The sequence below is a fragment of the Streptomyces sp. NPDC088746 genome (assembly GCF_044751065.1).
Lineage (GTDB): Bacteria > Actinomycetota > Actinomycetes > Streptomycetales > Streptomycetaceae > Streptomyces.
Genome location: NZ_JBIVLA010000007.1, coordinates 133,293 through 159,517 on the forward strand (window position 1 = coordinate 133,293; position 26,225 = coordinate 159,517).

Here is a 26,225-nt window from a genome sequence, read left to right on the forward strand (position 1 = left end):
GGAAGATGTTCTCCACGGTCGCCACCGAGGGAGAACGCCCGCCGGAGGCGACCGGGCGGGTCTCGGACAGCCGTGCGGCGACAATGCCAATGAAGCGGTGCGTCCACGGGCGGTAGCCTGGGGTGTCAATCCACCCCGACCGCGAAGACTGGATGAACGACGATGCATCGGTACAGGTCCCACACCTGCGGCGAGCTCCGCGCCTCTGACGTCGGCACCGACGTCCGGCTGAGCGGCTGGCTGCACAATCGTCGAGACCTGGGCGGCATCCTCTTCATCGATCTGCGCGACCACCACGGTCTGGTGCAGCTCGTCGCCCGCCCCGGCACCCCCGGCAACGACGCCCTGGCGAAGCTGACCAAGGAGACCGTCGTCCGCGTCGACGGCAAGGTCTCCGCGCGCGGCTCGGACAACGTCAACCCGGAGCTCCCGACCGGTGAGATCGAGATCGAGGTCACCGAGGTCGAGGTGCTGGGCGAGGCCGGCCCGCTGCCCTTCACGATCAACACCGAGGACGGGGTCAACGAGGAGCGGCGCCTGGAGTACCGCTTCCTCGACCTGCGCCGCGAGCGCATGCACCGCAACATCATGCTGCGCTCGGCCGTGATCGCCTCCATCCGGTCCAAGATGGTGGCCCTCGGCTTCAACGAGATGGCGACGCCGATCCTCACCGCGACCTCCCCCGAGGGCGCCCGTGACTTCGTGGTCCCGTCCCGGCTGAACCCGGGCAAGTTCTACGCGCTCCCGCAGGCGCCGCAGCAGTTCAAGCAGCTGCTGATGATCTCCGGCTTCGACCGCTACTTCCAGATCGCGCCGTGCTTCCGCGACGAGGACGCCCGCGCCGACCGCTCGCCCGGCGAGTTCTACCAGCTCGACGTCGAGATGTCGTTCGTCGAGCAGGAGGACGTCTTCCAGCCGATCGAGAAGCTGATGACCGAGCTCTTCGAGGAGTTCGGCAACGGCCGCCACGTCACCTCGCCGTTCCCGCGCATCCCCTTCCGCGAGTCGATGCTGAAGTACGGCAACGACAAGCCCGACCTGCGGGCGAAGCTGGAGCTCGTCGACATCTCCGACGTGTTCGCCGACTCCGGCTTCAAGGCGTTTGCGGGCAAGCACGTCCGCGCCCTTCCGGTGCCGGACACCGCGGGCCAGTCCCGGAAGTTCTTCGACGGCCTCGGAGAGTACGCCGTCGAGCACGGCGCGAAGGGCCTCGCCTGGGTCCGCGTGGGCGAGGACGGCACGCTGGCCGGGCCGATCGCGAAGTTCCTCACCGAGACGGACGTCAAGACCCTCACCGAGCGGCTGTCCCTGGCCCCCGGCCACGCGGTCTTCTTCGGCGCGGGCGAGTTCGACGAGGTCTCCAAGATCATGTCCGCCGTCCGCGTGGAGGCCGCCAAGCGGGCCGGCCACTTCGAGGAGGGCGTCTTCCGGTTCTGCTGGATCGTCGACTTCCCGATGTACGAGAAGGACGAGGACACCGGCAAGATCGACTTCTCGCACAACCCCTTCTCGATGCCTCAGGGCGGTCTGAAGGACCTGGAGGAGAAGGACCCGCTGGACATCCTCGCCTGGCAGTACGACATCGTCTGCAACGGCATCGAGCTGTCCTCCGGCGCCATCCGTAACCACGAGCCCGAGCTGATGCTCAAGGCCTTCGAGATCGCCGGCTACGACCGCGAGACCGTCGAGCACGAGTTCGCGGGCATGCTCCGTGCCTTCCGCCTCGGCGCCCCGCCGCACGGTGGCATCGCCCCGGGTGTCGACCGCATCGTGATGCTGCTGGCCGACGAGCCCAACATCCGCGAGACGATCGCCTTCCCGCTCAACGGCAACGCCCAGGACCTGATGATGGGCGCCCCGACCGTGCTGGACGAGACCCGGCTGCGCGAGCTGAACATCCAGCTCCGTAAGCCCGTCGCGGCGGCGAAGGACAAGGCCGACGTCACGGACGCCGTGGCGAGGGACACCGGCGCGAAGTAGGCGTCACCGGTTCCGCTTCGGTTCCACGTGAAACAGTCCCCGGCCACCGGCCGGGGACTGTTTCACGTGTGGAGCCGGTGACGACGGAACTCGCACAGGAACGCACAGCCGACTCTCATGTTCCTGCCAGCCTGGCTGCCTAGTGTCACCGCTCATGACGGAGAATCAGGGACCCGCGCACAAGAAGGACCTCACCCGGCGCCGCGTGGTGATCGGCGGAGCGGCGGTCGTGGCCGCGGCAGGAGTCGGGGCCGGGGTCGTCGCCACCGCCTCGGCCCAGGAGGAGAGCGAGGCGTCCGGCACGGCGACCGGACAGGGTGAGGCGTGTTACCGCCTGACCTCGGAGACCACCGAGGGCCCGTACTACATCGACGCCGACAAGATCCGGAAGGACATCACCGAGGGCAAGGAGGGCATCCCGCTGACCCTGCGCCTGAAGGTGATCGACTCCGACACCTGCAAGCCGCTGAAGAAGGCGGCCGTCGACATCTGGCACTGCGACGCACTGGGCATCTACTCCGGTTACGAGAGCATGAGCCAGGGAGGCCCCGGCGGCGGCACCCCGCCGAGCGGCGCCCCCACGGACATGCCGACCGGAACCCCCACCGGGACGCCTCCTTCCGGGGGCCCGGGCGGCGGCGGTGGCGGACACAGCGAGCCCACCGACGACAAGCGCTATCTGCGGGGCACGCGCCTCACCGACCAGCACGGGTACGTGGAGTTCACGACGATCTTCCCGGGCTGGTACCAGGGCCGCGCCGTGCACATCCACACCAAGGTGCACGTCGGCGGGAAGATGACCGACGCCGGGTACGAGGGCGGGAACACCTGCCACACCGGTCAGTTCTTCTTCGCCGAGTCCGCCGTCCTCGACTCCGCGAAGGAGGAGCCGTACTCGACGAGCACCACCACCCGCACGACCCTCACCGAGGACACCATCTACGACCAGAGCGGTGTGACGGGCGGGCTGCTGAAGCTCTCGTACCGTAAGGGGAAGATGGCGCGCGGCGTGATCGGCTCCATCACGATGGGCGTCGACCCCGACGAGACCCACGACGGAACCGACCTCTAGGCGGCACAGGACCCCCGGTGAAGGGCCCGGAACCATGACGGTTCCGGGCTCTTTGCCTGCGTACGGGTGGACCGTGCGGCACTCCCGGCCCCCGGGTACACGAACCGGGTACATCCGGATGGCCCCGGTTCCGGTTCGGCGCCGTCGGGCCCGGCAAGGACTGGCACGGGAAGTGCTAGTCCGCCCCCCACCGAGGAGTTCCGCACCGTGTCCGTCCCGCGTCGTCCGTACGTCCTGCTCGTCGCCCTGTTCCTGCTGGTCATCGGCTGTTCCGCCGGGGCGGTGCGGACCACCGACCCCTCCGCGCCCCGGGGCGCGGCCGGCCCGGAGTCCTCCGCCGCCCCCGTGGAGAGCCTCCGCCCCCCGGCGGAGATCCCCGCACTGGGCCCGGAGACCCGGGCACAGATCCCGGCCACGGCCCGGCAGGCCGTCGTGGTGACCGGGCAGGGCCCCGATTCCAACCGTTCCGCCGTCATGCTCTACAGCCTCGACGACCCCGCTCTCGGCTGGAGACCCGGGGCGGGCCCCTGGCCCGCCCACAACGGCATGGAGGGCTGGACGGACCACCACCTCGCCGACGACCTCCGGTCCCCCGTCGGGGTCTTCGGCCTCACCGACGCGGGCGGCCGGCTGCCCGACCCGGGCGCGCTGCTCCCGTACGACGAGCAGCAGCGCTTCGCGGTGAGCGGCGAGGGCTTCCTGGGGGAGCCGCTCGAAGGCTCCTTCGACTACGTCGTCGCCATCAACTACAACCGGACCCCGGGCACCAGTCCCCTGGACCGCACCCGGCCGCTCGGCGCGGAGCGGGGCGGCGGCATCTGGATCCACGTGGACCACGGCGGACCGACCCAGGGCTGCGTCTCGCTGACCGAGGACCGGATGCGCGAACTGCTGCTCACCCTGGACCCCGCCAAGCAGCCGGTGATCGTGATGGGGGACGCCGCGTCGCTGGCCCGGTGAGACGCCGGACGTGCTGACGGGTCACACGCAGGAGCCCGGGTCCCGATGCGTTCGGGTCCCGGGCTCCTGTACCGCGTACGCCGCTCAGGCGGGCTTCTCCTCCAGGCGGGGGAACAGCACCGCGCCCTTCGTCACCGTCGCGCCCACGGGCAGCTGACCCCAGCGGCCCGCGTCCTGCACCGGCTGGTCGGCCAGGGCGCCCAGCGACGCCTCGGCGCCCAGGGACTCCCACAGCTTCTGCGAGGTGTCCGGCATGACGGCGTTCAGCAGGACCGCGACACCGCGCAGCGCGTCGGCCGCCGTGTACAGGATGGTCGCCAGCCGTGCCTGGCCCTCCGGCGACTCGTCCTTGGCGACCTTCCACGGCTCCTGCTCCGTGATGTAGCCGTTGACCTGCTTCACGAAGTCGAAGACCGCCAGGATGCCGCCCTGGAAGTCCAGCTCCTCGCCGATCTTCAGGTCGGCCGTGGCGACGGCCTGCGCGAGGCCCTCCTGGACCGCCCGCTCGGCGTCCCCGGCGGCCGTGGCCTCCGGGAGCGCACCGCCGAAGTACTTGCCGACCATGGCCGCGACGCGCGAGGCGAGGTTGCCGTAGTCGTTGGCGAGCTCGGAGGTGTAGCGGGCGCTGAAGTCCTCCCAGGAGAACGAGCCGTCGCTGCCGTACGCGATGGCCCGGAGGAAGTACCAGCGGTACGCGTCCACGCCGAAGTGCGAGGTCAGGTCCTGCGGCTTGATGCCCGTCAGGTTCGACTTGGACATCTTCTCGCCGCCGACCATCAGCCAGCCGTTGGCGACGACCTTGCCGGGCAGGGGCAGGCCCTGCGCCATCAGCATGGCCGGCCAGATGACCGAGTGGAAGCGCAGGATGTCCTTGCCGATCAGGTGCACGTCCGCCGGGAAGGTGGCGTCGAACTTCTCCTGGTTGGCGCCGTAGCCGACCGCCGTCGCGTAGTTGAGCAGCGCGTCGATCCACACGTAGATGACGTGCTTCGGGTCCCACGGCACCGGGACGCCCCAGTCGAACGTGGAGCGCGAGATCGACAGGTCCTGAAGGCCCTGCTTGACGAAGTTCACGATCTCGTTGCGGGCGGACTCGGGCTGGATGAAGCCCGGGTTGGCCGCGTAGAACTCCATGAGCTTCGGGCCGTACTCGCTGAGCTTGAAGAAGTAGTTCTCCTCCTTGAGGAGCTCCACCGGCTTCTTGTGGATCGGGCACAGCTTCGTGCCGTCCTCGGCCTCGATCAGGTCGCCGGGGAGCTTGTACTCCTCGCAGCCGACGCAGTACGGGCCTTCGTACCCGCCCTTGTAGATCTGGTCCTTGTCGTACAGGTCCTGCACGAACTCCTGCACACGGTCGGTGTGCCGCTTCTCCGTCGTACGGATGAAGTCGTCGTTCGCGATGTTCAGGTGCTCCCAGAGGGGCTTCCAGGCCTCCTCGACGAGCTTGTCGCACCAGGCCTGGGGCGTGACGTCGTTCGCCTCGGCCGTGCGCATGATCTTCTGACCGTGCTCGTCCGTGCCGGTGAGGTACCACACCTTCTCGCCGCGCTGGCGGTGCCAGCGGGTGAGCACGTCGCCTGCGACGGTCGTGTAGGCGTGGCCCAGGTGAGGAGCGTCGTTGACGTAGTAAATGGGGGTCGAGACGTAGTACGCCTTCGCCCCCTGCTTCTCGAATCCAGTGGCCGCCATGGTCGAAATCCTAACGGTCCGTGGGAGATCCACTCACATCGATAAGGCCCGCCCCGGCTTCGGAGAGCTTTGCGAAACATCCTTTCCCGTACCGAAGACGCATCCTGGGAGGCACGGCGGTACGGTCACGGCGGTACCCGGCCCGGAGGGCGGGCTCGCCGTGACCGTACGGCTGCCGGGGGATCAGTCCTCCGCGACGACCCCGCGGGCGGCGGCCCAGGCGGGCAGCGCGGCGAGGACCTCACGGTAGAAGGCCGCGTCGGGGACCTCGCGCGGGGCGGGGCCCGCGTGGAAGAACCCGGCGTTCTCGACGTCCAGCTTGCGCAGGAAGTCGAAGGCCTTCGCGTCCTCGTCGCCGAACGCGACGAACTGGAAGAAGAGCGGCAGCCGTGCGGCGTCCGCCAGGGCCTGCTTGGCCGCCACCTTGGCGTCCGGGGCGCCGTCCGTCTGGAAGACGACCAGCGCCGGGCCGTGGGCGCCGGACTTCTCGTAGTGCGCGACGACCTCCTCGACGGCCCGGTGGTAGTTCGTCCGGCCCAGGCGGCCGAGACCCGCGTTCAGCTCGTCGATCCGGCCCTCGTGGGCGGTGAGGTCGATCGCCCCGGTGCCGTCGATGTCGGTCGAGAAAAAGACGACGGGCACGGTGGCGTTCGGGTCGAGGTGGGCCGCGAGCGCCAGGGTGCGGTCGCCCAGGTGCTGGGCGCTGCCGTCCTTGTAGAACGGCCGCATGGAACCGGACCGGTCGAGCACCAGATACACGGTGGCCCGCAGCCCGGTCAGCCCGTGCGCCTTGAGCCCGGCCTGTGCGGCCTTGTACGGGGTCACGAGCGCGGGCGCCGCCGCCTTGACCCGGGCGAGGGTGACGGCGGGCTTGCCGGCGGGGGCGGCGGACTTGGCGGCGGGCACGGCTTCCGGCTCCGGCTCGGCGGCGACGGGCTCCGACGCGGCTTCCGGCTCGGCGGCGGCGACGGGCTCCGCCTTCGGCGGCTCGGGCGCGGCTTCCGGCTCGGGCGTGGCGACCGGCTCGGCGGCTGCGACCGGCTCCGGCGCGGCTTCCGGCTCCGGCGCGGCTTCCGGCTCGGCGGCGGCGACGGGCTCCGGCGTGGCGACCGGCTCGGGCTCGACGGCCGGCTCGGGCGCGGCGACGGGCTCCGCCTTCGGCGGTTCGGGCGCGGCGACGGGCTCCGGCGCGGCTTCGACGACCGGCTCCGGGGCAGCGACCGGCTCGGGCTCCGCGGCGGCGACCGGCTCGGCCGGCTTCTCGGTGGCGGCCGGCTCGACGGCCGCCTCCGCCGTCTCCTCGGCGCCCGTCGCCTCGGCGGCGGGAAGCTCCTCCGCCTCCGGCTCCGGGTCCATGTCGATCGTGATCGGCGCGGCAACAGCCGGTTCCGTCACCGCGGCGGCCTTCTCGGCCGCGTCCTTCCCGGCGTCCGCGGCCGGCTTCGCCTCCGGGTCCGGCCCCTGGGCCGGAACCCTCGGCGCGGACGTGGAGGCAGACGTGGCCGCCGAGGTCGTGGCCGCCTTGTCGAAGGCCGCCGCGACCAGGTCCGACGCCTGTCCGCTGTCGTCCCCGCCACCGGTGGACCGGTCCGAGGAGGAGGCCGGGGCCGGTACCGAGGCCTTCGCGGGCTCGGCCGCCGAAGTGGCGGTCTCCGGCTCCGTGGGCTGGGTGCGCTCGGCCTGGGGCGGGACGGTGGCCGTGGTCGGCTCGTCCTGCTCCGTCCGGCCGAACACCTTGCGCAGCAAGCTCCGAATGCCCATGGGCGAGGCCTTTCGCATGAGTTGGGTGCGATAAATGTCCGTACTGCGGGAATTGATCCCTGGCCAGGGCGGATACGTAAGGTTAGCGGCCGGATCCGGCCGTTCGGCTGCGCGGCCCGCCCCTGCGTCAACCGAGCTCCAACCGAGTCGCGACCGAGTCCTGAACGGGGCCCAGGGCAAAGGGAAGAGGAGCGGTGTCCCGGACTTCACCCTCCGTTCACCGGCAGTCCCACGAACGGCGTGGATGCGCACCTACCGTCACGCGTGACACACAGACGGAGGGACGAAAACGTGCGCGATCTGCTGCCGCTCATCGGCTCGCACCAGGGCGGGCGCTCTGCGCTGACCTGCCGCTACCGCTGCGGGGACGCCTGCTTCCAGGAGGTCCCGAACACCAGCGACAACGAGTACGCCCGCGACATCATCGCCGGTGCCCTGTCACGCCGGTCGATGATGCGTGCCGCCGCCGTGGTGACCGTGGCCGCCGCCGCCGGAACCACCGCTCTCGCCGGCCCCGCCGCCCCGAGTGCCGAGGCCGCGCCCCTCGCGGGCCGTACGGGCGGCAAGCCGAAGCCCACCGCCTCCGGCGCCCGGGGCCTGCGCTTCGCGGCGGTCGCGCCCAACACGGACGACAAGGTCACGGTCCCCGACGGCTACGGCCAGAACGTCGTGATCCGCTGGGGTGAACCGATCCTGCGCGGTGCTCCCCGCTTCGACCCCGACAAGCAGTCGGCGAAGGCGCAGGCGGGCCAGTTCGGCTACAACAACGACTTCCTCTCCCTGCTCCCGCTGCGCGGTGAGCGCGGCCGTCAGGTGCTGGTCGCCAACCACGAGTACACGGACGAGATCCTGATGTTCCGTGGATACGATCCGGCCAGTCCGACCCGTGAGCAGGTCGAGATCGCCTGGGCGGCGCACGGACTGTCCGTGGTCGTCGTCCAGGAGGAGAACCGCACCGGCAAGCTCGCGCCGGTCAACCGCCACCCGCTGAACCGCCGTCTCACCGCGACCAGCGAATTCCGGGTCACCGGCCCCGCCGCCGGGAGCCCGTTGCTCCGTACCTCCGCCGACCGCACCGGCCGCAAGGTGCTGGGCACCCTGAACAACTGCGCGGGCGGCACCACCCCGTGGGGCACCACGCTGCACGGCGAGGAGAACTTCAACCAGTACTTCGCCAACGGTTCCAGCGACACCGACAAGCGCTACGGCATCGGCACGGCCGCCACCGAGCGCAAGTGGGAGCGGTTCGACAAGCGCTTCGACCTGGCGCAGGAGCCCAACGAGGCGCACCGCTTCGGCTGGGTCGTGGAGCTCGACCCGTACGACCCCGACTCCACGCCCCGCAAGAGGACCGCGCTCGGCCGGTTCAAGCACGAGGCGGCGCAGCCCCGGCTGACCGCCGACGGCCGCCCCGTGGTCTACATGGGCGACGACGAACGGTTCGACTACTTCTACAAGTTCGTCTCCAGCAAGCGGATGAAGAAGGGGAACTCGCGGGCGGCCCGGGAGCACAACCTCACGCTGCTGGACGAGGGAACGCTGTACGTCGCCAAGCTGACCGGGGACTCCCCGGCCGCGGAGTTCGACGGCATGGGCAAGCTCCCCTCGGACGGCGAGTTCGACGGCAGTGGCGTCTGGATCCCGCTCGCCACCGGCACCACCTCGCACGTCCCGGGCATGACGGCCGACGAGGTGTACGTCTTCACCCGTCTGGCCGGTGACAAGGTCGGCGCGACGAAGATGGACCGCCCCGAGGACGTCGAGCCCTCGCCGCGCACCGGCCGGGTCTACATCGCGCTCACCAACAACACCGACCGCGGCAAGGCGGGCAAGGCCGGCGCCGACGAGGCCAACCCGCGCAACGCCAACAAGCACGGTCAGATCCTGGAACTCGCGGAGAACTGGGACGACCCGGCGGGCGACGGCTTCGCCTGGCGGCTGTTCCTCGTGGCGGGCGACCCGGAGGACCCCGCGACGTACTTCGCCGGGTTCCCGAAGGAGAAGGTCAGCCCCATCTCCTGCCCCGACAACGTGGCCTTCGACGACCACGGCAACCTCTGGATCTCCACGGACGGTGCCCAGCTCGGTTCGCACGACGGCCTGTTCGGCGTCGCGACGCAGGGCGAACGGCGGGGCGAGCTCAAGCAGTTCCTGACCGTGCCGACCGGCGCGGAGACCTGCGGCCCGGTGATCCAGGACCGCCGTGTCCTCGTCGCCGTGCAGCACCCGGGCGAGGTCGACGGCGCGTCCGCCGAGAAGCCGGCGAGCACCTGGCCGGACGGACCGGGCCGGATCGTGCGCCCGTCGGTCGTCGCCGTCTGGCGCGAGGACGGCGGCGACATCGGCGTCTGACCGGCCCGGAGACCGGCGCCGGCCACCGCGGCGGCGCCGGAAACGGAAGCCCGTCTACGGACTGTGCGCGCCCGGTGCATGCCTGATGGGGGTCGTCCCTATGTGTGAGCGGGGAACGCAGTTGCGTTGCTAGCGTGACCGGCCGGTGTGCCTGATGACCGATCAGATGCACCGGCCGATCGGTTCACGCGCACTCACGAAGGGCCCCCACATGGGACAACCATCCCGCAGAACACGCCTCGCGGCCTGTGCCGTGGCGGCAGGCGCACTGCTGTCCGCGCTGGTCCCGGCGGCGGGAGCCACAGCCGCCCCCGCCTCCGCCCCGCGCACCGTCGCTGCGGACGACCCCGTCCCGGGCCATGAGGGCATGCCGGACGACGGCTTCGAGGACGAACCCGAGGGCGAGCAGGACGATCTCGCCGGCCCGGACGGAACCCTCACCGGCCGGTCGGCCGCCGACGTGCTTCCGGCCCCGGTCCCGGGCCGCGCCGGGGACTTCAAGCTGGCGGCGGGTTCCTCCCTCACCGGCCTGGTGAACGATCTGGACGCCGCGCTGCCCAAGCAGGGCCTCACCGAGCTCATGGAGCAGGCCAACCGCCCCGCAGGCTGGGAGGGCGCCTGTGGCAGTTCCAGCATCTACGGACCCGATCTCGCGGTGAACCACCGCATCTGCTGGAAGAGCGACGACGCCACGTCCACGGAGTGGATCCCGCAGGCGATCACCGGCGTCTCGGACGCGCAGGAGGACGAGGACTGGGGTTCGTCGAACGCGGAGCCGATCGCCGTCGCGGGGTACGACGCCGCCAACCCGGGCCGCAGCGACTACACGTCGGGCCGGGACAACTGTGTCCAGGACTCCGCTTCCGACGCCTGCAACGAGAAGGGCATCCGGGTCAGCTTCTTCAACCAGGCCACCCAGATGTACCGCCATGTGCTGCTGGTCTGGCCCTACGTCAATTCCAAGGACCACATCTCCTTCGACGCGCTGCACGCGCGTGAGGGCACGTGCACGACCAGCGTGACGGCCTCCTGCAAGGCCCAGGGAGGCATACACGCCGGCGGCATGGTCTGGTACGGCAACTACCTGTACGTCGCCGACACCGCCAACGGCATGCGGGTCTTCGACCTGCGCAAGATCATGGACCTCAACCCCGACAACGACGCGGATGTCAACGACCCGACCCCGGACGGCCTGGTCAGCGACGTCCTGGACAAGAAGCGGGTCGGTCGCCAGAGCAATGTCTGGTACAGCTACGGCTACCGGTACGTGATGCCCCAGGTCGCCACGCTGAAGTTCACGACGGCGAAGAACGGTCAGGAAACCAGCGGGAACCAGTGCTACTCCACCGGCCGCCCCAAGGCCTCGTACATCTCGCTGGACCGGACGGACACCGATCACCTCGTCCTCGGTGAGTACTGCAACCACAACAACGGCGGTGACAGCACGGGCCGGGTCGGGACCTATCCGATGACCGCCCTGACGGCCGCCGTCGAGGGCGCGGCGGGGACGACCGCGAGTGCCGACCTCGCGTACGGGCTGCCGGCCGGTGCCGTCTTCAACGGCGAGGACCTGTGGCACAAGATCCAGGGCGTGACGCGGTACGAGGGCAGGTGGTACTTCCACCGCAGCAACGCGTCGGGCAACGGGCGTCTGCTCCAGGCCACACCGCAGTCGGCCGACGGCACCTCGCAGCTCGTCGGGAACGCGAAGGTCCTGCAGTCCGCGGTCGGGCCGGAGGACCTCTACGTCGCGCACGGCCGGGGTGACGGCTTCGCCCCGCAGCTCTACTCGCTCGGCGAGCACGCCCCGACCACGGAGTGCCCCGGGTGCAAGCGTGAGATGTACAGCTACAACATGGCCGAGGTCATCGGCGACTTCGGTTCCTGACCCGTGCCGCGGCGCCTCACCGGACTAGAGTCGTAGACATGGTTTCCGGTGAGGCGCCGCAGGCGGAGGGAAGCGTCCGGGTCGATGCCTGGATCTGGGCGGTCCGGCTGACGAAGACCCGGTCGCAGGCGGCTGCCGCCTGCCGCGCGGGGCATGTGCGGGTCAACGGCGAGCGCGCGAAGCCCGCCCAGGCCCTGCGTACGGGCGACGAGGTGCGGCTGCGGCACGCCGGCCGGGACCGGATCGTGGTCGTCTCCAAGATCGTGAAGAAGCGGGTGGGCCCACCGGTCGCCGCGGAGTGCTTCGTCGACAACAGCCCGCCCCCGCCGCCGCGCGAGCTGGCGATCCAGGTCCCGGTCCGCGACCGGGGCACGGGCCGCCCGACCAAGCGGGACCGCCGCGAGATGGAACGCCTCCAGGGCTTCCAGGGCCGGGGCCCGGACAGCCCCTAGGCGGTCCGGCAGGCCCTTCAGCTCTGGTAACCCTCCACCTCGTCGGCGGGGCGCACCCGCGCCTGCGAGGGGTCCTCGCCGAATTCGCTGAGCGCGCGCCGCTGCCGCAGCAGGTCCCAGCACTGGTCCAGCCGGACCTCCACCTCGCGCAGCCGTGACCGCTCCTCGGCGGAGAGGCCCAGTTCCGCGGTGGAGCGGGCGCGCAGGGCGCGCTCCTCGGTGATCAGTCCGTCGATGTTCTCGAAGATGTCCTGCTCGGCCATGAGAGCTCCCGGTCGGTGTCCTGGTCGGTGTCCTGGGACCACGCGTCCTTCAGATGACGAAGACGGTCTTGCCGCGCGCCCCGCCCGCGCGGTTCTGGGCGAGAGCCTGCGGCGCCTTCTCCAGGGGCAGCTCCATGTCGATGGGCACCTCCAGCTCCCCACGCGCCACCGCCGAGGCCAGCTCCTCCAGCACCCCGGCGGTCGGAGCGAGCCGGAAGTCGGCCCAGGCGATGCCCGGCGGCGCCGCCACGCCCCGGGTGGTGACCGCGACACCGCCGTCACGCACCAGGGCGGTGTACGCCGCGAACGAGGCGGTGTCCGCCGAGACGAGGTCGACGAGGGCGTCGACGCCGTCCGGGTACAGATCGCGCACCGCGGCCTCCAGCGCTTCCGGGCCCGTGGTCGTGTCGACCGTGGCGGTGGCGCCGAGCGCCCCCATCCGCCGCTTCTCGTCGCCGCGCACGGCGGCGACGACCGCTGTACCGCGGGCCGACGCGAGCTGGGTCAGGAAGCTGCCGACACCGCCCGTCGCCCCGACGACCAGCAGGCTCAGGCCGCTGCGTACGGCCGTGCTCGACAGGATCTGGGCGGCGGTCGTCCCGGCCGACGGGAGCGCCGCCGCGAGCTGGAGCGGCATGTCGCGAGGGACGAGGGCGATCGGGGAGTCCTGCGGGACGCACACGTATTCGCCGTACGCCCCGCAGCGGCCGAGGGGCGGTGCCGTCGCGCGGCCGAAGACGGGGTCACCGACCCGGAAGCGGTTGTCGCCGCTGCCGATCATGTCCACCCGGCCGGCGAAATCGGTGCCCAGGACGAAGGGGAACGCACCGTCCGGGACGCAGTCGGCGGTCTGCCAGTCGAGCGGGTTCAGCGCCGCGTACTCCACCTTGACCCGCACCTCGCCCGCCCCGGGGTCGGGCTTCGGCACCTCGACGGGACAGGGCTCCGCACGGAACGCGCTGACGGCGATGGCTCGCATACGGCAGACCTCTCACTCGCCCCCTGCTCTCACGCATCCCACTGTCGCCCGGCCCACGCACCCGCGCACGTCGGGCCCGGGACACCGGATCAGCCGTCGTGGAGGGCCAGCGAGACGAGCAGGGCCCGGTGGTCGGTACCGCTCAGGTCCAGGAAGCGGGCCGACCGCACGGAGAAGTCGTCGCTGACCAGGACGTGGTCGATCTGGGTGCGCAGGGGCGTACGGCGGTCGGCGGGCCAGCTGTACGTACGCGACCGGCCGGCGATCCTCGCGCTGTCGTGGAGCGCGCCCGCGTCGAGCACCTCGCGGAAGGCGGCGTGGTCCTGGGAGGCGTTGAAGTCGCCCGCGAGCAGGACCGCCCCGCCCCTGGCCCCCGCCGCGAAGTCCCGGAGGCGGCCGAGCTCGTCCCGCCATCCCCCGATCCTGCCCGGCACCGGCGGCAGGGGGTGCGCGAGCTGCAGCCGGACGTCCCGGCCCGCGACGTCGGCCACCGATCCCGGCATCGCCATGACCCCGTCGACGGGATCGGCGGGACGCAGCGGATACCGGCTGAGCAGGGCGGATCCGAGCGAGCCGTCGAGGCGGACGACCTCGCGGTAGGGGTACGCGGCCTCCGGGATCCGGGCGGCGAGGGCGTCGGCGCAGAGCAGATCGCACTCCTGGACGAAGACGAGGTCGGGCCGTTCGCGCCGGACCGTGTCGATGAGCCCGTCCGTGGCGCCGCCGAACTCCACGTTGGAGGTCAGGACCCGGAGCTCGGCCACGACGGGCCCCTGCGCCCCTGTGGTGCCGGAGCCGTAGGGCCTGGCGTACCAGCCGGTGGCCGCGAGCACCACGACCGCCCAGACCATGCCCGTACGCCACCGGGCGATGCCCGCGAGCGCGAGGCCGGCGCCGCCGGGGACGAGCAGCCAGGGCAGGAAGGCCAGGGCCTGGGGCACCGGTGTGGGGCCGTCGGCGTCCGCGGCGCGGAAGCCGAGGACGAGGGTGGCGCAGGACAGGGCGAGCGCGGCGCACCCGCCGGCGGCTGTGCGTCCCCGCCCGCGCGTGCGGGCCCCGTCCCCCACGGCCGCCCTCGCGGCGCTGCTGTTCACGCCGGAAGACCTACCCGCGCCGGGCCGCCACGACCCGTCCCACAAGGCCGCCGACCGCCAGGACCGCTCCCACGAGCAGCACGATCCACACCGTCGTCCGCAGGGACGCGGTCAGCGCGTCGTACACCGCCGCGGCCCCGTCCCGGTCGGTTCCGGGCACCTGGTCGAGCACCCGGGCGCGGCCGACGGCGACCGCGATCCGGAGCAGGGCCGCGCCGAGGAGCAGGCCGCCTCCCGTCACGGCCGCGGCCGTCAGCCCGGCGCGGACGCCGCCGCGTACGAGCGTGAGACCCAGGACCAGGACGAGCAGCACCACCGTCGCCAGGGCCGGCCAGACGCTGCAGTACCTCAGCCACCGGAACGAGGTCCGCAGGTCGTCCGCGCGGTCGGCGGACAGCACGGTGATGGAGGTCTCCCGGACCGGGATCCGGTCGGCGAACGGCACCCCGCTGCTGACCAGTTCCTTCTTGACCTCCTCGATCACCGGCGCCAGATCGATGGTCACCGCCTGCCCGTCGTCCCCGTGCAGCGAGGCGGTCACGGCCTGGTGCGCCGTCCGGTTGGCGCTCTCCCAGGCCCGTCGGAACGCCTCGGTCGTGGTGAACGACAGGGCGGACTCGTGCAGGAACCGCTCGACGGTGTCCTGGAGCGGGCCGACGTCGATGTTCTTCATCGCCTCGTCCGTGACCAGCGTGGCGACGGTCTCCCGTACATCGGAATCGGAGGCCAGCGGCGAGACGGCGGCCAGATAGCGGTCCGTGTCGTCGAGCTCCAGGTCGACCCACGCCGAGAGCGCGCTCACCGGGACCAGCACGGCCAGCACGACGAGCAGCACCGCCGAGAGAGCCGCTGAGAGACAGTTCCGCACAGGCACCAGCCAATCCCCTGCGGCGGCGGGGCGCTCCGGGCCGTAGGCCATCCGAGTTGCCGGGCGGCCCGGCCGGGTGTGCGCTGGAGGAACACAGGGACGGGGGCGACGGAAGGAGCTGTGCGCCATGGCCACACACGCGACGATGCAGGGGCACCGACGGACGCGGGTCCGTGCCCCCGCCCCCGCCCGGCAGGAGCACCGGCGCACCGCGCTCGCCTGGGCGGTGCCCCTCGCACTGGGCGTGATCCTCGGCTTCTGGGCCTTCTTCATCAATCGGGACGGTGGAGCGACCACCGCCGGGCAGATCTGGCTCGGAGTCGTCTCCGGGGTGGTCTTCGCCGCGCTCTGCTTCGCATTCGCGCGGGTCCGCTGGGCCTTGCCGCGTGAGCTGCGGGCGGCCGCCTTCGGTGTGCTGGCCGGGGGCGCGGTCGGCTTTCTCTCCAGCCTGAACGGCAAGAGCGTGCTGATGTCGGGCTTCATCGGGCTGGTGATAGCCGCGGGCACGTTCTGCACGATGTTCTACGCCTACTACACGCGCGAGGAGTGACCCGGCCGTCCTTCCGGAGAACGGGCGCGGTGGCCGGATCCGATCCGGCCACCGCGCCCGTCCCATTCCGTCCGATCCGCCCCGCCACCGGCGTGCGCCGTGCCATCGTTGGCCCGTATCCGCCCTCGACAGAGCCGACAGGGAAGGGACCATGAGTACTGAACTGGCCATCGAGACCACGGGGCTGGTGAAGGTCTTCGGTGACAACCGTGCGGTGGACGGCGTCGATCTCGCCGTGCCCTCGGGCACCGTCTACGGAGTGCTGGGCCCCAACGGGGCGGGGAAGACCACCACCGTCAGGATGCTGGCGACCCTGCTGCGCCCGGACGCGGGCCAGGCGCGGGTCTTCGGGCACGACGTCGTGAAGGACGCCGACACGGTCCGCGGCCGGGTCAGCCTCACCGGCCAGTACGCCTCGGTCGACGAGGACCTGACCGGTACGGAGAACCTGGTGCTGCTGGCCAGGCTCCTCGGCCACTCCAGGCCCGCCGCCAGGACCCGGGCGGCGCAGCTGCTGGAGGCCTTCGGGCTGAGCGAGGCGGCGGGCAAGCAGGTGAAGAACTACTCCGGCGGGATGCGGCGCCGGATCGACATCGCCGCGTCCATCCTGAACACACCGGACCTGCTCTTCCTCGACGAGCCGACGACCGGCCTCGACCCGCGCAGCCGTAACCAGGTGTGGGACATCGTGCGGGCCGTCGTCGCGCAGGGCACGACGGTCATGCTGACCACCCAGTACCTCGACGAGGCCGACCACCTGGCCTCCCGTATCGCCGTGATCGACCACGGCAAGGTGATCGCGGAGGGGACGAAGGGTGAGCTCAAGGCGTCGGTCGGCGCGGGGTCCGTCCATCTGCGGCTGCGCGATCCGGGGCAGCGCCCCGAGGCCGAGCGGGTGCTGGCGGTCGCGCTCGAGGCGACGGTGCAGCTCGACCACGACCCGGTGGCGCTGACCGCCACGGTCGGGGGCCACGGCACCGACAAGGGGGCGGCCGAACAGGCCGCGCGGGCGCTGGCGGAGCTGGCCCGGTGCGGCATCCACGTGGACAACTTCTCGCTGGGACAGCCCAGCCTCGACGAGGTCTTCCTCGCGCTCACGGACAAGAAGGGGGTGGCGGCATGAGCACCGCGCCCACCACGGCCGAACGCGACGACGCCGAACTCACCGCACCGGACGCGAAGAGCCTGGCCTCCCTGCTGGTCGGCCAGGAGCGGCCGCAACGGCCCAGCGCGCTGTCGGCGTCGCTGACCTTCGGATGGCGGGCCATGCTGAAGATCAAGCATGTGCCCGAGCAGCTGTTCGACGTGACGGTCTTCCCGATCATGATGGTGCTGATGTTCACCTATCTCTTCGGCGGGGCGCTGGCCGGCTCCACCGAGGGCTACATCCAGTTCCTGCTGCCCGGGATCCTCGTCATGAGCGTCGTGATGATCACGATGTACACGGGTGTCGCGGTCAACACCGACATCGCGAAGGGTGTGTTCGACCGCTTCCGCACCCTGCCGATCTGGCGGCCGGCGCCCATGGTCGGCTACCTGCTCGGCGACGTCGTGCGCTACCTCCTGGCCTCGGCCGTGATGCTCGTCGTCGGCATCGTCATCGGCTACCGGCCGGACGGCGGGCTCCTGGGGGTGCTGGCGGGCGTCGCGCTCCTGCTGGTGTTCTCCTTCGCCTTCTCCTGGATCTGGACGATGTTCGGCCTGATGCTGCGCACCGAGAAGTCGGTGATGGGCGTCAGCATGATGGTGATCTTCCCCCTGACGTTCCTGAGCAACGTCTTCGTCGACCCCAGGACCATGCCCGGCTGGCTTCAGGCGTTCGTGAACAACAGCCCGGTGACGCATCTGGCCGCCGCCGTAAGGGAGTTGATGGCGGGCAACTGGCCCGCGACGGACATCGCCTGGTCGCTGGGCTGGTCGGCGCTGTTCGTGGTGGTCTTCGGTGCGGTGACGATGCGGCTGTACAACCGGAAGTGATGTGGCTGTACAACCGGAAGTGAAGGCGGCCGACCGGAGGTTGACCTTCCCGGCGGGGGAAGCCCCAGCATCGGCGTGGCCGGGCGCGTCCGCCCGGCGCGAGGAGGCCGTGGTGGAACACGAAGGCGCGGACGGGCGTGCCGGGCTGGTGACGATCGGGGAGTTCGCCCGGCTGTCCAGGCTCTCGGCGAAGGCCCTGCGCCGCTACGACGAGCTGGGGCTGCTCCGCCCCGCCCTGGTCGATCCGGTGAACGGCTACCGGTACTACGACCGGGCGCAGGCGGAGCCGGCACGGCTGGTGGCGTGGCTGCGCAGGATCGGGATGCCGCTCGCCCGGATCTCCGAGGTGGTGGCGCTCGACGACGGCGCGGCCGCGGCGGAGATCCGCGCCTACTGGGCGCGGGTGGAGGCCGAGACGGCCGCCCGCAGGGAGCTCGCGGCCTTCCTCGTCGACCATCTGTCAGCGAAGGAGAACGCCGGAATGTCGAACGGCAACAGGACCGGCCGGGGGCCGGCCACCCTCGGGATCCGCTATGCGGCACTCACCCACCCGGGCGCGGTGCGCACCTCCCAGCAGGACACGGCGTACGCCGGGGCACGCCTGCTCGCCGTGGCCGACGGCTTCGGGGTGAGCGGCGCCGGCGCGAGCGCGGCGGCCGTCGACGCGCTGAAGCCGGCCGCGCGCGGTGCGGTGGACGCGGCGGATCTGCTCAGCGCCCTGCACGAGGCGGCGGAGTCCTCCGCGCGGGCGGTCCACGACGCGGTGGGCGGTGACGGCGCGCCGGAGGAGTCCGGGACCACGCTCACGGCCCTGGTGTGGACGGGCGAGCGGCTGGGGCTGGTGCACATCGGGGACTCGCGGGCCTATGTGCTCCGTGGCGGCGAACTGTTCCGGATCACGCACGACCACACCCTGGTGCAGTCGATGATTGACGACGGCTCACTGACGGAGGAGGAGGCCGCCTCGCACCCGCAGCGCGCGATGCTGCTCAGGGCCCTGGCCGGCGGTCCGCAGGCGCAGGCCCGCCCCGATGTCCGGCTGCACGACACGTTGCCGGGCGACCGCTATCTGCTCTGCTCGGACGGGCTGTCGGCGGTCGTCGACGAGGCGGAGGTGACCCGCACGGTCGTCGCGGCGGACGCCCCGGACGCGGCCGTGCGTGCTCTGGTCGCCCTGGCCGGTGACGCGGGCGCCCCGGACAACGTGTCCTGCGTCGTGGCCGACGTCGTCGCCCTCTGACATCGCGTCCCGCCGGGGCCGGGCCCACACTGGAAGGGGGACGGAGACCGGCTCTGGAGGAGCCATGACGGCGACGACATGGAACGAGACGCCCGTCGCGATCCGGACCGACGAGGCGGAGCTGCGCAGGACGGAGATCGGCGGTGACCTGAGCGTCGCCCTGATCCGGCTGGTCAAGGGTGCTGACATGGGCCCGGCGCTCAAGGGCCTCCCCGACGACATGTGCCCTTGCCCGCACTGGGGCTACCTCCTGAAGGGCCGGCTGAGGCTGCGGACCGGCGCGGGCCCCGAGGCGTACGACGTCTACGAGGAGGGCCAGGCGTTCTACTGGCCGCCCGGCCACGTGCCCGAGGCGCTGGAGAACTGCGAATTCGTGGACTTCTCGCCCACGAACGAGTTCGACAAGGTGATCAGCCACATCAACGCTCAGGGCTGACGTGACCCGTGAGGGCGGGCCTCCGGCGTACCGGAGGCCCGCCCGTCGGCGTGCGGAGACGTGCTGCCGGATCAGTCGCGGACGACGGTGACCGGGCAGTCGGCGTGCTGGGTGACGTGGAGGCTGACCGAGCCGAGCAGCGTCGCCTTGAAGCCGGTGTAGCCACGGGCGCCCACGACCAGCAGGTTCGCTCCCCTGGCGCGGTCCAGCAGGGTCTGGGCGGGGTTGCCGATCACGACGATCTTCTCGACGGCCGCCGCCCCCTCCGCACCGAGGGCCTCCTCCAGCGCCTCGGTGAGCGCCACGGTCGCCGCCTCCTGCGGGTCGAAGTCCTCGGGCATGCCCGGCATCATGGACGCCCAGCTGGTCGCGGGGTACTCCCAGCTGTTGACCGCCTCGACGGTGTCGCCGGTCAGCTCGGCCTGACGCACGGCCCAGCGAAGTGCCTTGATCGAGGCGTCCGATCCGTCCACGCCCACGACGATCCTGCCCATGTCTGCCTCCATTGTTCTCACCATTTACGGCATACAGGCGCCAACTGTAGTCAAGCTGGACATCGGGGGCCGGAGTGCCCCCGATGCCGGGGTTCAGCCGACCCGCAGGCCGGCGAGCTGCTCCTCGAACGGGACGACCGCGTCCTCGCCGTCGTCGAGGGTGAGGGCCCGCGAGGCACCGGAGACGGTCCTCCCGGTGACGGCGGACGCGAGCTCGCCTCCCGCGCGCCGGATCCGGGAGGGCAGCCCCTCGGTGTACTCGTCGCCGTTCGATCCCCAGTCCTCCGACGCCGCGTACACGGAGGTCGGCAGGACGACCGCCCGCAGATAGGCGAAGAGCGGGCGCAGCGCGTGCTCCAGGACCAGCGAGTGCCGGGGCGTTCCGCCGGTCGCCGCGATGACGACGGGCTTGCCCGTCAGCGCGGTGTGCTCGATCAGGTCGAAGAAGGACTTGAACAGCCCGCTGTACGAGGCGGTGAAGACAGGCGTCACGGCGATCAGCCCGTCCGCGCCGGTCACCGCGTCGATCGCCCTCTTCAGGGCGGCCGGCGGGAAGCCGGTGACCAGGTGGTTGGCGATGTCCACGGCGAGGTCGCGCAGCTCGACGACCTGGACCTCGACGCGGCGGTCCTGGTCCGACGCGAGCCGCTCACGCGCGGCCTCGGCGAGCCGGTCGGCCAGCAGCCGGGTGGAGGAGGGGCTGCTGAGCCCTGCCGCGACGGCGACGATCCTCAGGGGGGCGGTGGCGGGCACGGTCATCGGAGCTCCTTCGGGTTCCCTGCGGCGGCGCGGGCGGCGGTGACGGCGGGGTGGACGGGGGCGTCCGGCACTCCGGCCGGGCGCAGGCGGGCGAACTCCTCGCGCAGCACGGGCACGACCTCCTCGCCCAGGATGTCGAGCTGCTCCAGGACCGTCTTCAGCGGCAGACCCGCGTGGTCCATCAGGAAGAGCTGGCGCTGGTAGTCACCGACGTCCTCACGGAAGGAGAGGGTCCGCTCGATGACCTCCTGCGGGGAGCCGACGGTCAGCGGGGTCTGCTGGGTGAAGTCCTCCAGGGAGGGCCCGTGCCCGTAGACCGGCGCGTTGTCGAAGTACGGGCGGAACTCCCGGACCGCGTCCTGCGAGTTCTTCCGCATGAAGACCTGGCCGCCGAGGCCCACGATCGCCTGCTCGGCGGTGCCGTGCCCGTAGTGGGCGTAACGGCGCCGGTAGAGGTCGACCATCTTCCTGGTGTGTTCCATGGGCCAGAAGATGTTGTTGTGGAAGAAGCCGTCGCCGTAGTACGCGGCCTGCTCGGCGATCTCGGGGGAGCGGATCGAGCCGTGCCAGACGAACGGCGGGACGCCGTCCAGGGGGCGCGGGGTCGCGGTGAAGGACTGCAGCGGGGTGCGGAACTTCCCCTCCCAGTCGACGACGTCCTCGCGCCACAGCTTGTGTAGCAGCGCGTAGTTCTCGATCGCGAGCGGGATGCCCTGACGGATGTCCTTGCCGAACCAGGGGTAGACCGGCCCGGTGTTGCCCCGGCCCATCATCAGGTCGACGCGGCCGTCGGCCAGGTGCTGGAGCGTGGCGTAGTCCTCGGCGATCTTCACCGGGTCGTTGGTGGTGATCAGGGTGGTCGAGGTGGAGAGGATCAGCTTCTCCGTGCGGGCGGCGATGTAGCCGAGCGTGGTCGTCGGGGAGGACGGGACGAACGGCGGGTTGTGGTGCTCGCCGGTCGCGAAGACGTCCAGGCCCACTTCCTCGGCCTTGAGCGCGATCGCGAGGGTCGCCTTGATCCGCTCGTTCTCGCTCGGCGTCGTACCGGTCGTGGGGTCGGTGGTGACATCCCCGACGGTGAAGATCCCGAACTGCATGGCGCCCGCCTCCAAAGGTGTTGAGCGGAAGTTGTTGAACCTTGAACTATGTGAACACACCCTACAACGGGGCGCCCCCTCCCTCTATTCCAGCCCTCTCCGGGACGCCCGACAGGCGGGAAAACGCTCCGCGCTGCGGGGGCCGGTGCGCGCTACACTCGGCCCATGACCTCCGTACCGTGCCGGAACTGGTGGCGCTCCTCCTAGGAGCGGCCACCTTCTCAACACGGAACCAGGGCCGTTCGATCTTCGGACGGCCCTTCTCGCTGCCCCGGTGCCCCGTGACGGGCCGTCCTCCACGCGCAGACCACCAGCGAGGAGCCCCCCGTGACCATGACCACCGACCTTGCCGTCAGCCCCGCCGTGCGCCGCAGCGCCGAGCTGGAACAGCAGCTCGCCGGGGACCCCGGCCGCTTCCGCGTCCTCACGGGCGACCGGCCCACCGGAGCCCTGCACCTCGGGCACTACTTCGGCACCCTCCACAACCGGGTGCGCCTCCAGGACCTGGGCGTGGAGGTGTTCGTGCTCATCGCCGACTACCAGGTCCTCACCGACCGGGACGTCGCCGAACGGCTCACCGAGCACGTGGAGGGGCTGCTCCTGGACTACCTCGCCATCGGGATCGACCCCGCCCGCGCCACGGTCTTCAACCACAGCGCGGTCCCCGCCCTCAACCAGCTGCTGCTGCCGTTCCTGTCCCTCGTCTCCGTCGCGGAACTCGGGCGCAACCCCACCGTGAAGGACGAGATCGCGCACTCCAGGCAGTCCGCCGTCAGCGGCCTCATGTACACCTACCCGGTGCACCAGGCCGCCGACATCCTGTTCTGCAAGGGCGACGTCGTCCCCGTCGGCATGGACCAGCTGCCGCACCTGGAGATCACCCGCACCGTCGCCCGCCGCTTCAACGAGCGGTACGGACATGTCTTCCCCGAACCCGACGCACTGCTCTCCGCCGCGCCCCTGCTGCTCGGCACCGACGCCACCAAGATGAGCAAGAGCAGGGGCAACTCCATCGCCCTGGGTGCCGACGCCGACGAGACCGCCCGGCTGATCAAGGGCGCCACCACCGACGCCGACCGGCACATCACCTACGACCCCGGGCTCCGGCCCGGGGTGTCGAGCCTGGTGCTGCTGGCCGCGCTCTGCCTCGACCGCGACCCGCACGAGGTCGCCGAGGAGATCGGGAACGGCGGCGCGGCGGGCCTCAAACGGACCGTGACGGAGGCCGTCAACGCCCGCATGGCCCCGATCCGCGCCCGCCGGGCGGAGTACGCCCAGGACATGGGATACGTGCGGGACGTGCTGCGCGCCGGCAACGAGCGGGCGAACGCCGTGGCCGAGGAGACCCTCCAGGAGGTGCGGGACGCGATGGGGATGTTCCGCTAGCGCCTCTCCTCTCAGCGGCGGCTCGCCGAGCGCTGCCCGCGCAGCATCTCGGCCAGACCGCGCCGGGTCGCGGCGATCACGACCCGGTCCTCCGGCCGCAGCACATAGCCCGGGTGCAGGTCCCAGACCAGGCCGGAGGGCCGGTCCGGGCCCCCCGGGCCCGGCGGGTCGAGGGGGTCGTACGGCGGTACGGCCGCCAGGTCCGGGAGCCGGTCGGCCGGCGGGGTTGCGTCCAGCGCCAGGACCCGCCAGGCGCCGGCCCGGAACGCCTGGTCGACGGTGCGGCCCTCCAGATGGGGGTTGCCCGCCACCTCCAGGGCGGCGAAGAGCATGACCTTGCGCTCCACCGGGACCGCCCCCAGGATCTGCCGGCCCATCATGGCGACCGCGAACGACGGCGCGGCAAGGTGCGACACCGAGCGGGAGCGGGTCAGGGCCCCCGGGTGGGCCGTGCGCAGGGTGCGGTAGACGGCGGTGGCGAACTCGTCGTCGTACAGGCGCAGCGCCACGCGCAGGCCCGGCTTCACCGAGCGGGCGTACAGCGCGGCTTCGAGGTTCGTCGTGTCGACGCTGGTCAGGGCGAGCAGCGCGCGGGCCCGGCGGATCTTGGCCGCCTCCAGGACGCCCTCCTGGGTCACGTCGCCGAGCACCGTCGGGACGTGCAGGCTGCGGGCCAGCGGGATGCCCCGCGCCTCCGGGTCCTCCTCGACGACCACCACGGGTATGTCCAGCTCGCGGAGGCGCACCAGGACCCTCGTGCCGATCTTGCCGAGCCCCAGCAGGACCACATGGCCGGACAGACCGCGCGGGGGGCGGCGCAGGGAGGACGCGGTGCGCAGCGTGCCGAACGCCTCCAGGACGGCGGCGACCAGCAGGGGAAGCAGCAGGAGCCCGGCCATGCCGGAGAGCAGCTGGATGACCTGGCGGGAGTCCGAGTCGGTGTCCTCGACCGCGGGGTCGCCCATCGCCAGCAGGTCGAGCAGGGTCAGATAGGCGGCGTGCAGCGGGCTCTCGCCCGTGGTGATCACCGAGGCGACGGCCAGGCCGACGACGGCCGCCGCCACGCCCAGCGCCGACCAGCGCAGCCGCCGGGAGAAGACCTGGCCGAGCGGCGCGCCCCTGCCTCCCATGCGGGCGGGCGCCCGGTCGGGCCCCGCCTGGCTGATGGCCTCCAGGACGACCGTGCCCCGGCCCGTGGCGGCGTTCACCGTCGCCAGGTCGGGCAGGAGCTGAGGGCCGTCCTCGCCACTGCTGTCGGAGCCCTCGCTGCCCGCCGGGTCCTGGCTGGTGGAGGAGAGGAGCGCCAGCGTGCACAGCCCGGGGTCGGCGAGCTCGCCCGGGCGGGGCGGGGTGCGCTCCACGGCGCGCAGGAGCAGGCCCTCGGCCTGGATGACCTTGCTGCTGCCGGTCAGCGCGGTGGCCGCCAGGGCGGGGGCCGCGGTGTCGGCGTCGGACAGGACGGTGGTGGAGGCGTCCAGGGCGGCCGGGTCGAGTCCGGGCATGGAGACGGCGGCCGCCTGGTCGAGCAGCGTCTCCAGGTGCTGGCCCAGCTTGCGGTTGTAGAGCCGGATGACGAGGCGCAGGCGCGGATTGAGCCGGCGGGCCGTCAGGGCGGCGCGGATGTTGAGCTCGTCGTCGTCGTAGACGAGTGCGAGCGCGGCCGCCCGGTCGACGCCGGCCTCCTCCAGCACGTCGTCGGAGGGCTCGTGCGCCTCCATGATGCGGACGGCCTCGACCCCGGCGTTCGTGTCACCGCTCCCGTTCGCCCCGCCCGCCCCGTTGCGGTTCATCGCCGCCGACATCCGCCCGAACAGGGCGCCGGCACGGGCCCGTTGGGTCAGAGGCACGTCCGGTCGGACGGGCTCCCGGCCCGGCGGGAGGAGGAGCGTGACCCGCTCCCCGTACACGTAGCGCAGCTCCACGGCGAGTCGGCGGCCGAGGGTGTCGTCCCCGCAGACCACCATGTGGCCGCTGCTCGGGGGGCGTTGGGGCTGTTGCGGAAGTGAGGACACATGACCCAGCATGCCTTGCTCCCTCCGGTTCGGTCGGGCGTGTCGGTGATCATCGCGTGACGGGGGCGTGGGCCCGCGTCCGGCCGGCGGGGGCCCACGGCGCGCGGACCCACGGACCCGCGGACCGAAGGGAGGAAGGCGGGTCAGCCGGCCTTGCGCGGCAGCGGGCCCGGGGCGGGCGACGCGTTGTACGGCGAGACCCAGAAGAACTCACCGTCGGCGTCGTACGCGTGGAGGAGGCCCGTGCTGCCGGAGGTGAACACCTCACCCGGCGCGGACGGCCTCAGCGGCTGCCGCACCTGCACGATCGCGGTCGAGCCGTCCGCGGCGGCGACCTCGGCCCGACCGAAGCCGGCGCTGACGGAACCCGTGCGGATCGTGCAGACCCGGCCCACGAAGTCCTCCCGGGGCGGAGGAGGTTCCGCGGGGAAGAACCGGCGGAGGCGGCGTACGAGCACGCGGACCACGCCCCAGGCGATCAGGAGCGCCCCCGCCAGGACGGCGAGGTGCATCACGGCGCGCAGGGTGCCGGTGGCTCCGCTGCGGAGGACGAGGATCGAACCGACCAGGCCGGAGAACCAGGAAACGGCGATGAACAGCGACACCGACACGGAGACGGGCACCCCGCCGAAGCCGACCGCCTCGGTGTCGAGGTCGGTGTCGAAGGAGTCGTGTCCCGCCGCTCCGACCAGCACCAGCAGCCAGAAGCAGACGACGACCACCAGGGCGCCGCCGAAGACGACGGCTGGGAACGTGACTGCTGCGGAGAAGAATTCGGTCATCCGGCCCACCCCCTGCGACGCCGTGCGGTCCGGGGGACCGGGCGGCGTCGGGTGGGACGGGGGACCGGCGCTGCGACACCGCGAACGGCCTCGCAGCAACCGGCTTCTTCCCCCGTGATCCCCCGTAACCCCCG

The 26,225-nt window shown here is 71.8% G+C and carries 23 protein-coding genes; 12 read left to right on the forward strand and 11 right to left on the reverse strand.

Translation table 11 applies throughout. The features are described 5' to 3' along the window. Positions 1–162 precede the first annotated feature (162 nt). The 3 genes from aspS (at position 163) to ACIP63_RS28175 (ending at position 4,012) form a co-directional block, all read left to right on the forward strand. Positions 163–1,980: an aspartate--tRNA ligase gene (gene aspS, locus ACIP63_RS28165; RefSeq protein WP_401521020.1), complete on the forward strand. Its 1,818-nt coding sequence runs from the start codon at positions 163–165 to the stop codon at positions 1,978–1,980. Between the two features lie 154 nt (positions 1,981–2,134). Next, on the forward strand, positions 2,135–3,052 hold the full coding sequence (locus ACIP63_RS28170; RefSeq protein WP_401521022.1) for an intradiol ring-cleavage dioxygenase: 918 nt from the start codon (positions 2,135–2,137) through the stop codon (positions 3,050–3,052). Between the two features lie 207 nt (positions 3,053–3,259). Then, positions 3,260–4,012, forward strand: a complete 753-nt coding sequence (locus ACIP63_RS28175) for a hypothetical protein (RefSeq protein ID WP_401521024.1) — start codon at positions 3,260–3,262, stop codon at positions 4,010–4,012. Between the two features lie 84 nt (positions 4,013–4,096). Here ACIP63_RS28175 and metG read toward each other — a convergent pair whose 3' ends face one another. Beyond that, positions 4,097–5,701: a methionine--tRNA ligase gene (gene metG / locus ACIP63_RS28180; RefSeq protein WP_401521027.1), complete on the reverse strand. Its 1,605-nt coding sequence runs from the start codon at positions 5,699–5,701 to the stop codon at positions 4,097–4,099. Between the two features lie 183 nt (positions 5,702–5,884). Further along, positions 5,885–7,462 carry a VWA domain-containing protein gene (locus ACIP63_RS28185; RefSeq protein ID WP_401521030.1) on the reverse strand — a complete coding sequence of 526 codons (1,578 nt, stop codon included), beginning with the start codon at positions 7,460–7,462 and terminating at the stop codon, positions 5,885–5,887. Between the two features lie 291 nt (positions 7,463–7,753). Between ACIP63_RS28185 and ACIP63_RS28190 the strand changes: the two genes are divergently transcribed. The 3 genes from ACIP63_RS28190 to ACIP63_RS28200 all read left to right on the forward strand — a co-directional run bounded on the left by ACIP63_RS28190 (position 7,754) and on the right by ACIP63_RS28200 (position 12,154). Beyond that, the gene (locus ACIP63_RS28190) at positions 7,754–9,814 is read left to right on the forward strand and encodes a PhoX family protein (protein ID WP_401521031.1); all 2,061 of its coding nucleotides are present in this window, start codon (positions 7,754–7,756) and stop codon (positions 9,812–9,814) included. A 211-nt stretch (positions 9,815–10,025) separates the two neighbouring features. Beyond that, positions 10,026–11,702 carry a hypothetical protein gene (locus tag ACIP63_RS28195; RefSeq protein ID WP_401521033.1) on the forward strand — a complete coding sequence of 559 codons (1,677 nt, stop codon included), beginning with the start codon at positions 10,026–10,028 and terminating at the stop codon, positions 11,700–11,702. Positions 11,703–11,740: 38 nt separating this feature from the next. Beyond that, positions 11,741–12,154 (forward strand): RNA-binding S4 domain-containing protein, encoded by a 414-nt coding sequence (locus ACIP63_RS28200; protein ID WP_401521036.1) that lies wholly within the window; start codon positions 11,741–11,743, stop codon positions 12,152–12,154. Between the two features lie 17 nt (positions 12,155–12,171). Here ACIP63_RS28200 and ACIP63_RS28205 read toward each other — a convergent pair whose 3' ends face one another. The 4 genes from ACIP63_RS28205 to ACIP63_RS28220 form a co-directional block, all read right to left on the reverse strand. Continuing rightward, on the reverse strand, positions 12,172–12,417 hold the full coding sequence (locus ACIP63_RS28205; RefSeq protein WP_401521039.1) for a DUF2630 family protein: 246 nt from the start codon (positions 12,415–12,417) through the stop codon (positions 12,172–12,174). Between the two features lie 49 nt (positions 12,418–12,466). Further along, complete coding sequence (locus ACIP63_RS28210; RefSeq protein WP_401521040.1) at positions 12,467–13,396, reverse strand: NADP-dependent oxidoreductase; 930 nt, start codon at positions 13,394–13,396, stop codon at positions 12,467–12,469. An 89-nt stretch (positions 13,397–13,485) separates the two neighbouring features. Next, complete coding sequence (locus ACIP63_RS28215; protein WP_401521043.1) at positions 13,486–14,490, reverse strand: endonuclease/exonuclease/phosphatase family protein; 1,005 nt, start codon at positions 14,488–14,490, stop codon at positions 13,486–13,488. Between the two features lie 10 nt (positions 14,491–14,500). Next, complete coding sequence (locus ACIP63_RS28220) at positions 14,501–15,358, reverse strand: hypothetical protein (protein WP_401521640.1); 858 nt, start codon at positions 15,356–15,358, stop codon at positions 14,501–14,503. A gap of 127 nt (positions 15,359–15,485) precedes the next feature. Between ACIP63_RS28220 and ACIP63_RS28225 the strand changes: the two genes are divergently transcribed. From ACIP63_RS28225 to ACIP63_RS28245, 5 genes are all read left to right on the forward strand, one after another. Next, complete coding sequence (locus ACIP63_RS28225) at positions 15,486–15,908, forward strand: hypothetical protein (RefSeq protein WP_401521045.1); 423 nt, start codon at positions 15,486–15,488, stop codon at positions 15,906–15,908. A gap of 151 nt (positions 15,909–16,059) precedes the next feature. Continuing rightward, entirely contained in the window at positions 16,060–17,031 is a 972-nt protein-coding gene (locus ACIP63_RS28230) for an ATP-binding cassette domain-containing protein (RefSeq protein WP_401521048.1), read from the forward strand. Then, positions 17,028–17,885 (forward strand): ABC transporter permease, encoded by an 858-nt coding sequence (locus tag ACIP63_RS28235; RefSeq protein WP_401521050.1) that lies wholly within the window; start codon positions 17,028–17,030, stop codon positions 17,883–17,885. The genes ACIP63_RS28230 and ACIP63_RS28235 overlap by 4 nt, the downstream gene beginning before the upstream one ends. Before the next feature lie 112 nt (positions 17,886–17,997). Beyond that, on the forward strand, positions 17,998–19,125 hold the full coding sequence (locus ACIP63_RS28240; protein ID WP_401521053.1) for a MerR family DNA-binding transcriptional regulator: 1,128 nt from the start codon (positions 17,998–18,000) through the stop codon (positions 19,123–19,125). A 64-nt stretch (positions 19,126–19,189) separates the two neighbouring features. Beyond that, positions 19,190–19,561, forward strand: coding sequence for a hypothetical protein (locus ACIP63_RS28245; RefSeq protein ID WP_401521056.1), 372 nt, complete (start codon positions 19,190–19,192; stop codon positions 19,559–19,561). A gap of 71 nt (positions 19,562–19,632) precedes the next feature. Here the strand turns inward: ACIP63_RS28245 and ACIP63_RS28250 are convergent, their stop codons facing one another. The 3 genes from ACIP63_RS28250 to ACIP63_RS28260 form a co-directional block, all read right to left on the reverse strand. After that, complete coding sequence (locus ACIP63_RS28250; RefSeq protein WP_104787263.1) at positions 19,633–20,055, reverse strand: universal stress protein; 423 nt, start codon at positions 20,053–20,055, stop codon at positions 19,633–19,635. Between the two features lie 93 nt (positions 20,056–20,148). Beyond that, entirely contained in the window at positions 20,149–20,814 is a 666-nt protein-coding gene (locus ACIP63_RS28255; protein ID WP_401521059.1) for an FMN reductase, read from the reverse strand. Next, a complete protein-coding gene (locus tag ACIP63_RS28260; protein ID WP_401521062.1) occupies positions 20,811–21,911 on the reverse strand; it encodes an LLM class flavin-dependent oxidoreductase in 1,101 nt (366 codons plus the stop codon). The genes ACIP63_RS28255 and ACIP63_RS28260 overlap by 4 nt, the downstream gene beginning before the upstream one ends. Before the next feature lie 333 nt (positions 21,912–22,244). Here ACIP63_RS28260 and trpS point away from each other — a divergent pair, with 333 nt between their 5' ends. Next, a complete protein-coding gene (trpS, locus tag ACIP63_RS28265; RefSeq protein WP_401521643.1) occupies positions 22,245–23,297 on the forward strand; it encodes a tryptophan--tRNA ligase in 1,053 nt (350 codons plus the stop codon). A gap of 11 nt (positions 23,298–23,308) precedes the next feature. On the opposite strand, the gene ACIP63_RS28270 is transcribed toward trpS, so the two are convergent. Continuing rightward, entirely contained in the window at positions 23,309–25,321 is a 2,013-nt protein-coding gene (locus tag ACIP63_RS28270; protein WP_401521065.1) for an NAD-binding protein, read from the reverse strand. 131 nt (positions 25,322–25,452) lie between these two features. Then, on the reverse strand, positions 25,453–26,091 hold the full coding sequence (locus ACIP63_RS28275; protein WP_401521068.1) for a hypothetical protein: 639 nt from the start codon (positions 26,089–26,091) through the stop codon (positions 25,453–25,455). Between the last annotated feature and the right edge of the window lie 134 nt (positions 26,092–26,225).

Excerpts from the sequence above, each read along its gene's own strand:
- aspS (WP_401521020.1), top strand. The coding sequence starts at position 163 with ATGCATCGGTACAGGTCCCACACCTGCGGCGAGCTCCGCGCCTCTGAC.
- ACIP63_RS28170 (WP_401521022.1), top strand. The coding sequence starts at position 2,135 with ATGACGGAGAATCAGGGACCCGCGCACAAGAAGGACCTCACCCGGCGC.
- metG (WP_401521027.1), bottom strand. The coding sequence starts at position 5,701 with ATGGCGGCCACTGGATTCGAGAAGCAGGGGGCGAAGGCGTACTACGTC.
- ACIP63_RS28185 (WP_401521030.1), bottom strand. The coding sequence starts at position 7,462 with ATGGGCATTCGGAGCTTGCTGCGCAAGGTGTTCGGCCGGACGGAGCAG.
- ACIP63_RS28195 (WP_401521033.1), top strand. The coding sequence starts at position 10,026 with ATGGGACAACCATCCCGCAGAACACGCCTCGCGGCCTGTGCCGTGGCG.
- ACIP63_RS28200 (WP_401521036.1), top strand. The coding sequence starts at position 11,741 with ATGGTTTCCGGTGAGGCGCCGCAGGCGGAGGGAAGCGTCCGGGTCGAT.
- ACIP63_RS28205 (WP_401521039.1), bottom strand. The coding sequence starts at position 12,417 with ATGGCCGAGCAGGACATCTTCGAGAACATCGACGGACTGATCACCGAG.
- ACIP63_RS28210 (WP_401521040.1), bottom strand. The coding sequence starts at position 13,396 with ATGCGAGCCATCGCCGTCAGCGCGTTCCGTGCGGAGCCCTGTCCCGTC.
- ACIP63_RS28225 (WP_401521045.1), top strand. The coding sequence starts at position 15,486 with ATGGCCACACACGCGACGATGCAGGGGCACCGACGGACGCGGGTCCGT.
- ACIP63_RS28230 (WP_401521048.1), top strand. The coding sequence starts at position 16,060 with ATGAGTACTGAACTGGCCATCGAGACCACGGGGCTGGTGAAGGTCTTC.
- ACIP63_RS28235 (WP_401521050.1), top strand. The coding sequence starts at position 17,028 with ATGAGCACCGCGCCCACCACGGCCGAACGCGACGACGCCGAACTCACC.
- ACIP63_RS28245 (WP_401521056.1), top strand. The coding sequence starts at position 19,190 with ATGACGGCGACGACATGGAACGAGACGCCCGTCGCGATCCGGACCGAC.
- ACIP63_RS28250 (WP_104787263.1), bottom strand. The coding sequence starts at position 20,055 with ATGGGCAGGATCGTCGTGGGCGTGGACGGATCGGACGCCTCGATCAAG.
- ACIP63_RS28255 (WP_401521059.1), bottom strand. The coding sequence starts at position 20,814 with ATGACCGTGCCCGCCACCGCCCCCCTGAGGATCGTCGCCGTCGCGGCA.
- ACIP63_RS28260 (WP_401521062.1), bottom strand. The coding sequence starts at position 21,911 with ATGCAGTTCGGGATCTTCACCGTCGGGGATGTCACCACCGACCCCACG.
- trpS (WP_401521643.1), top strand. The coding sequence starts at position 22,245 with ATGACCACCGACCTTGCCGTCAGCCCCGCCGTGCGCCGCAGCGCCGAG.
- ACIP63_RS28270 (WP_401521065.1), bottom strand. The coding sequence starts at position 25,321 with ATGCTGGGTCATGTGTCCTCACTTCCGCAACAGCCCCAACGCCCCCCG.
- ACIP63_RS28275 (WP_401521068.1), bottom strand. The coding sequence starts at position 26,091 with ATGACCGAATTCTTCTCCGCAGCAGTCACGTTCCCAGCCGTCGTCTTC.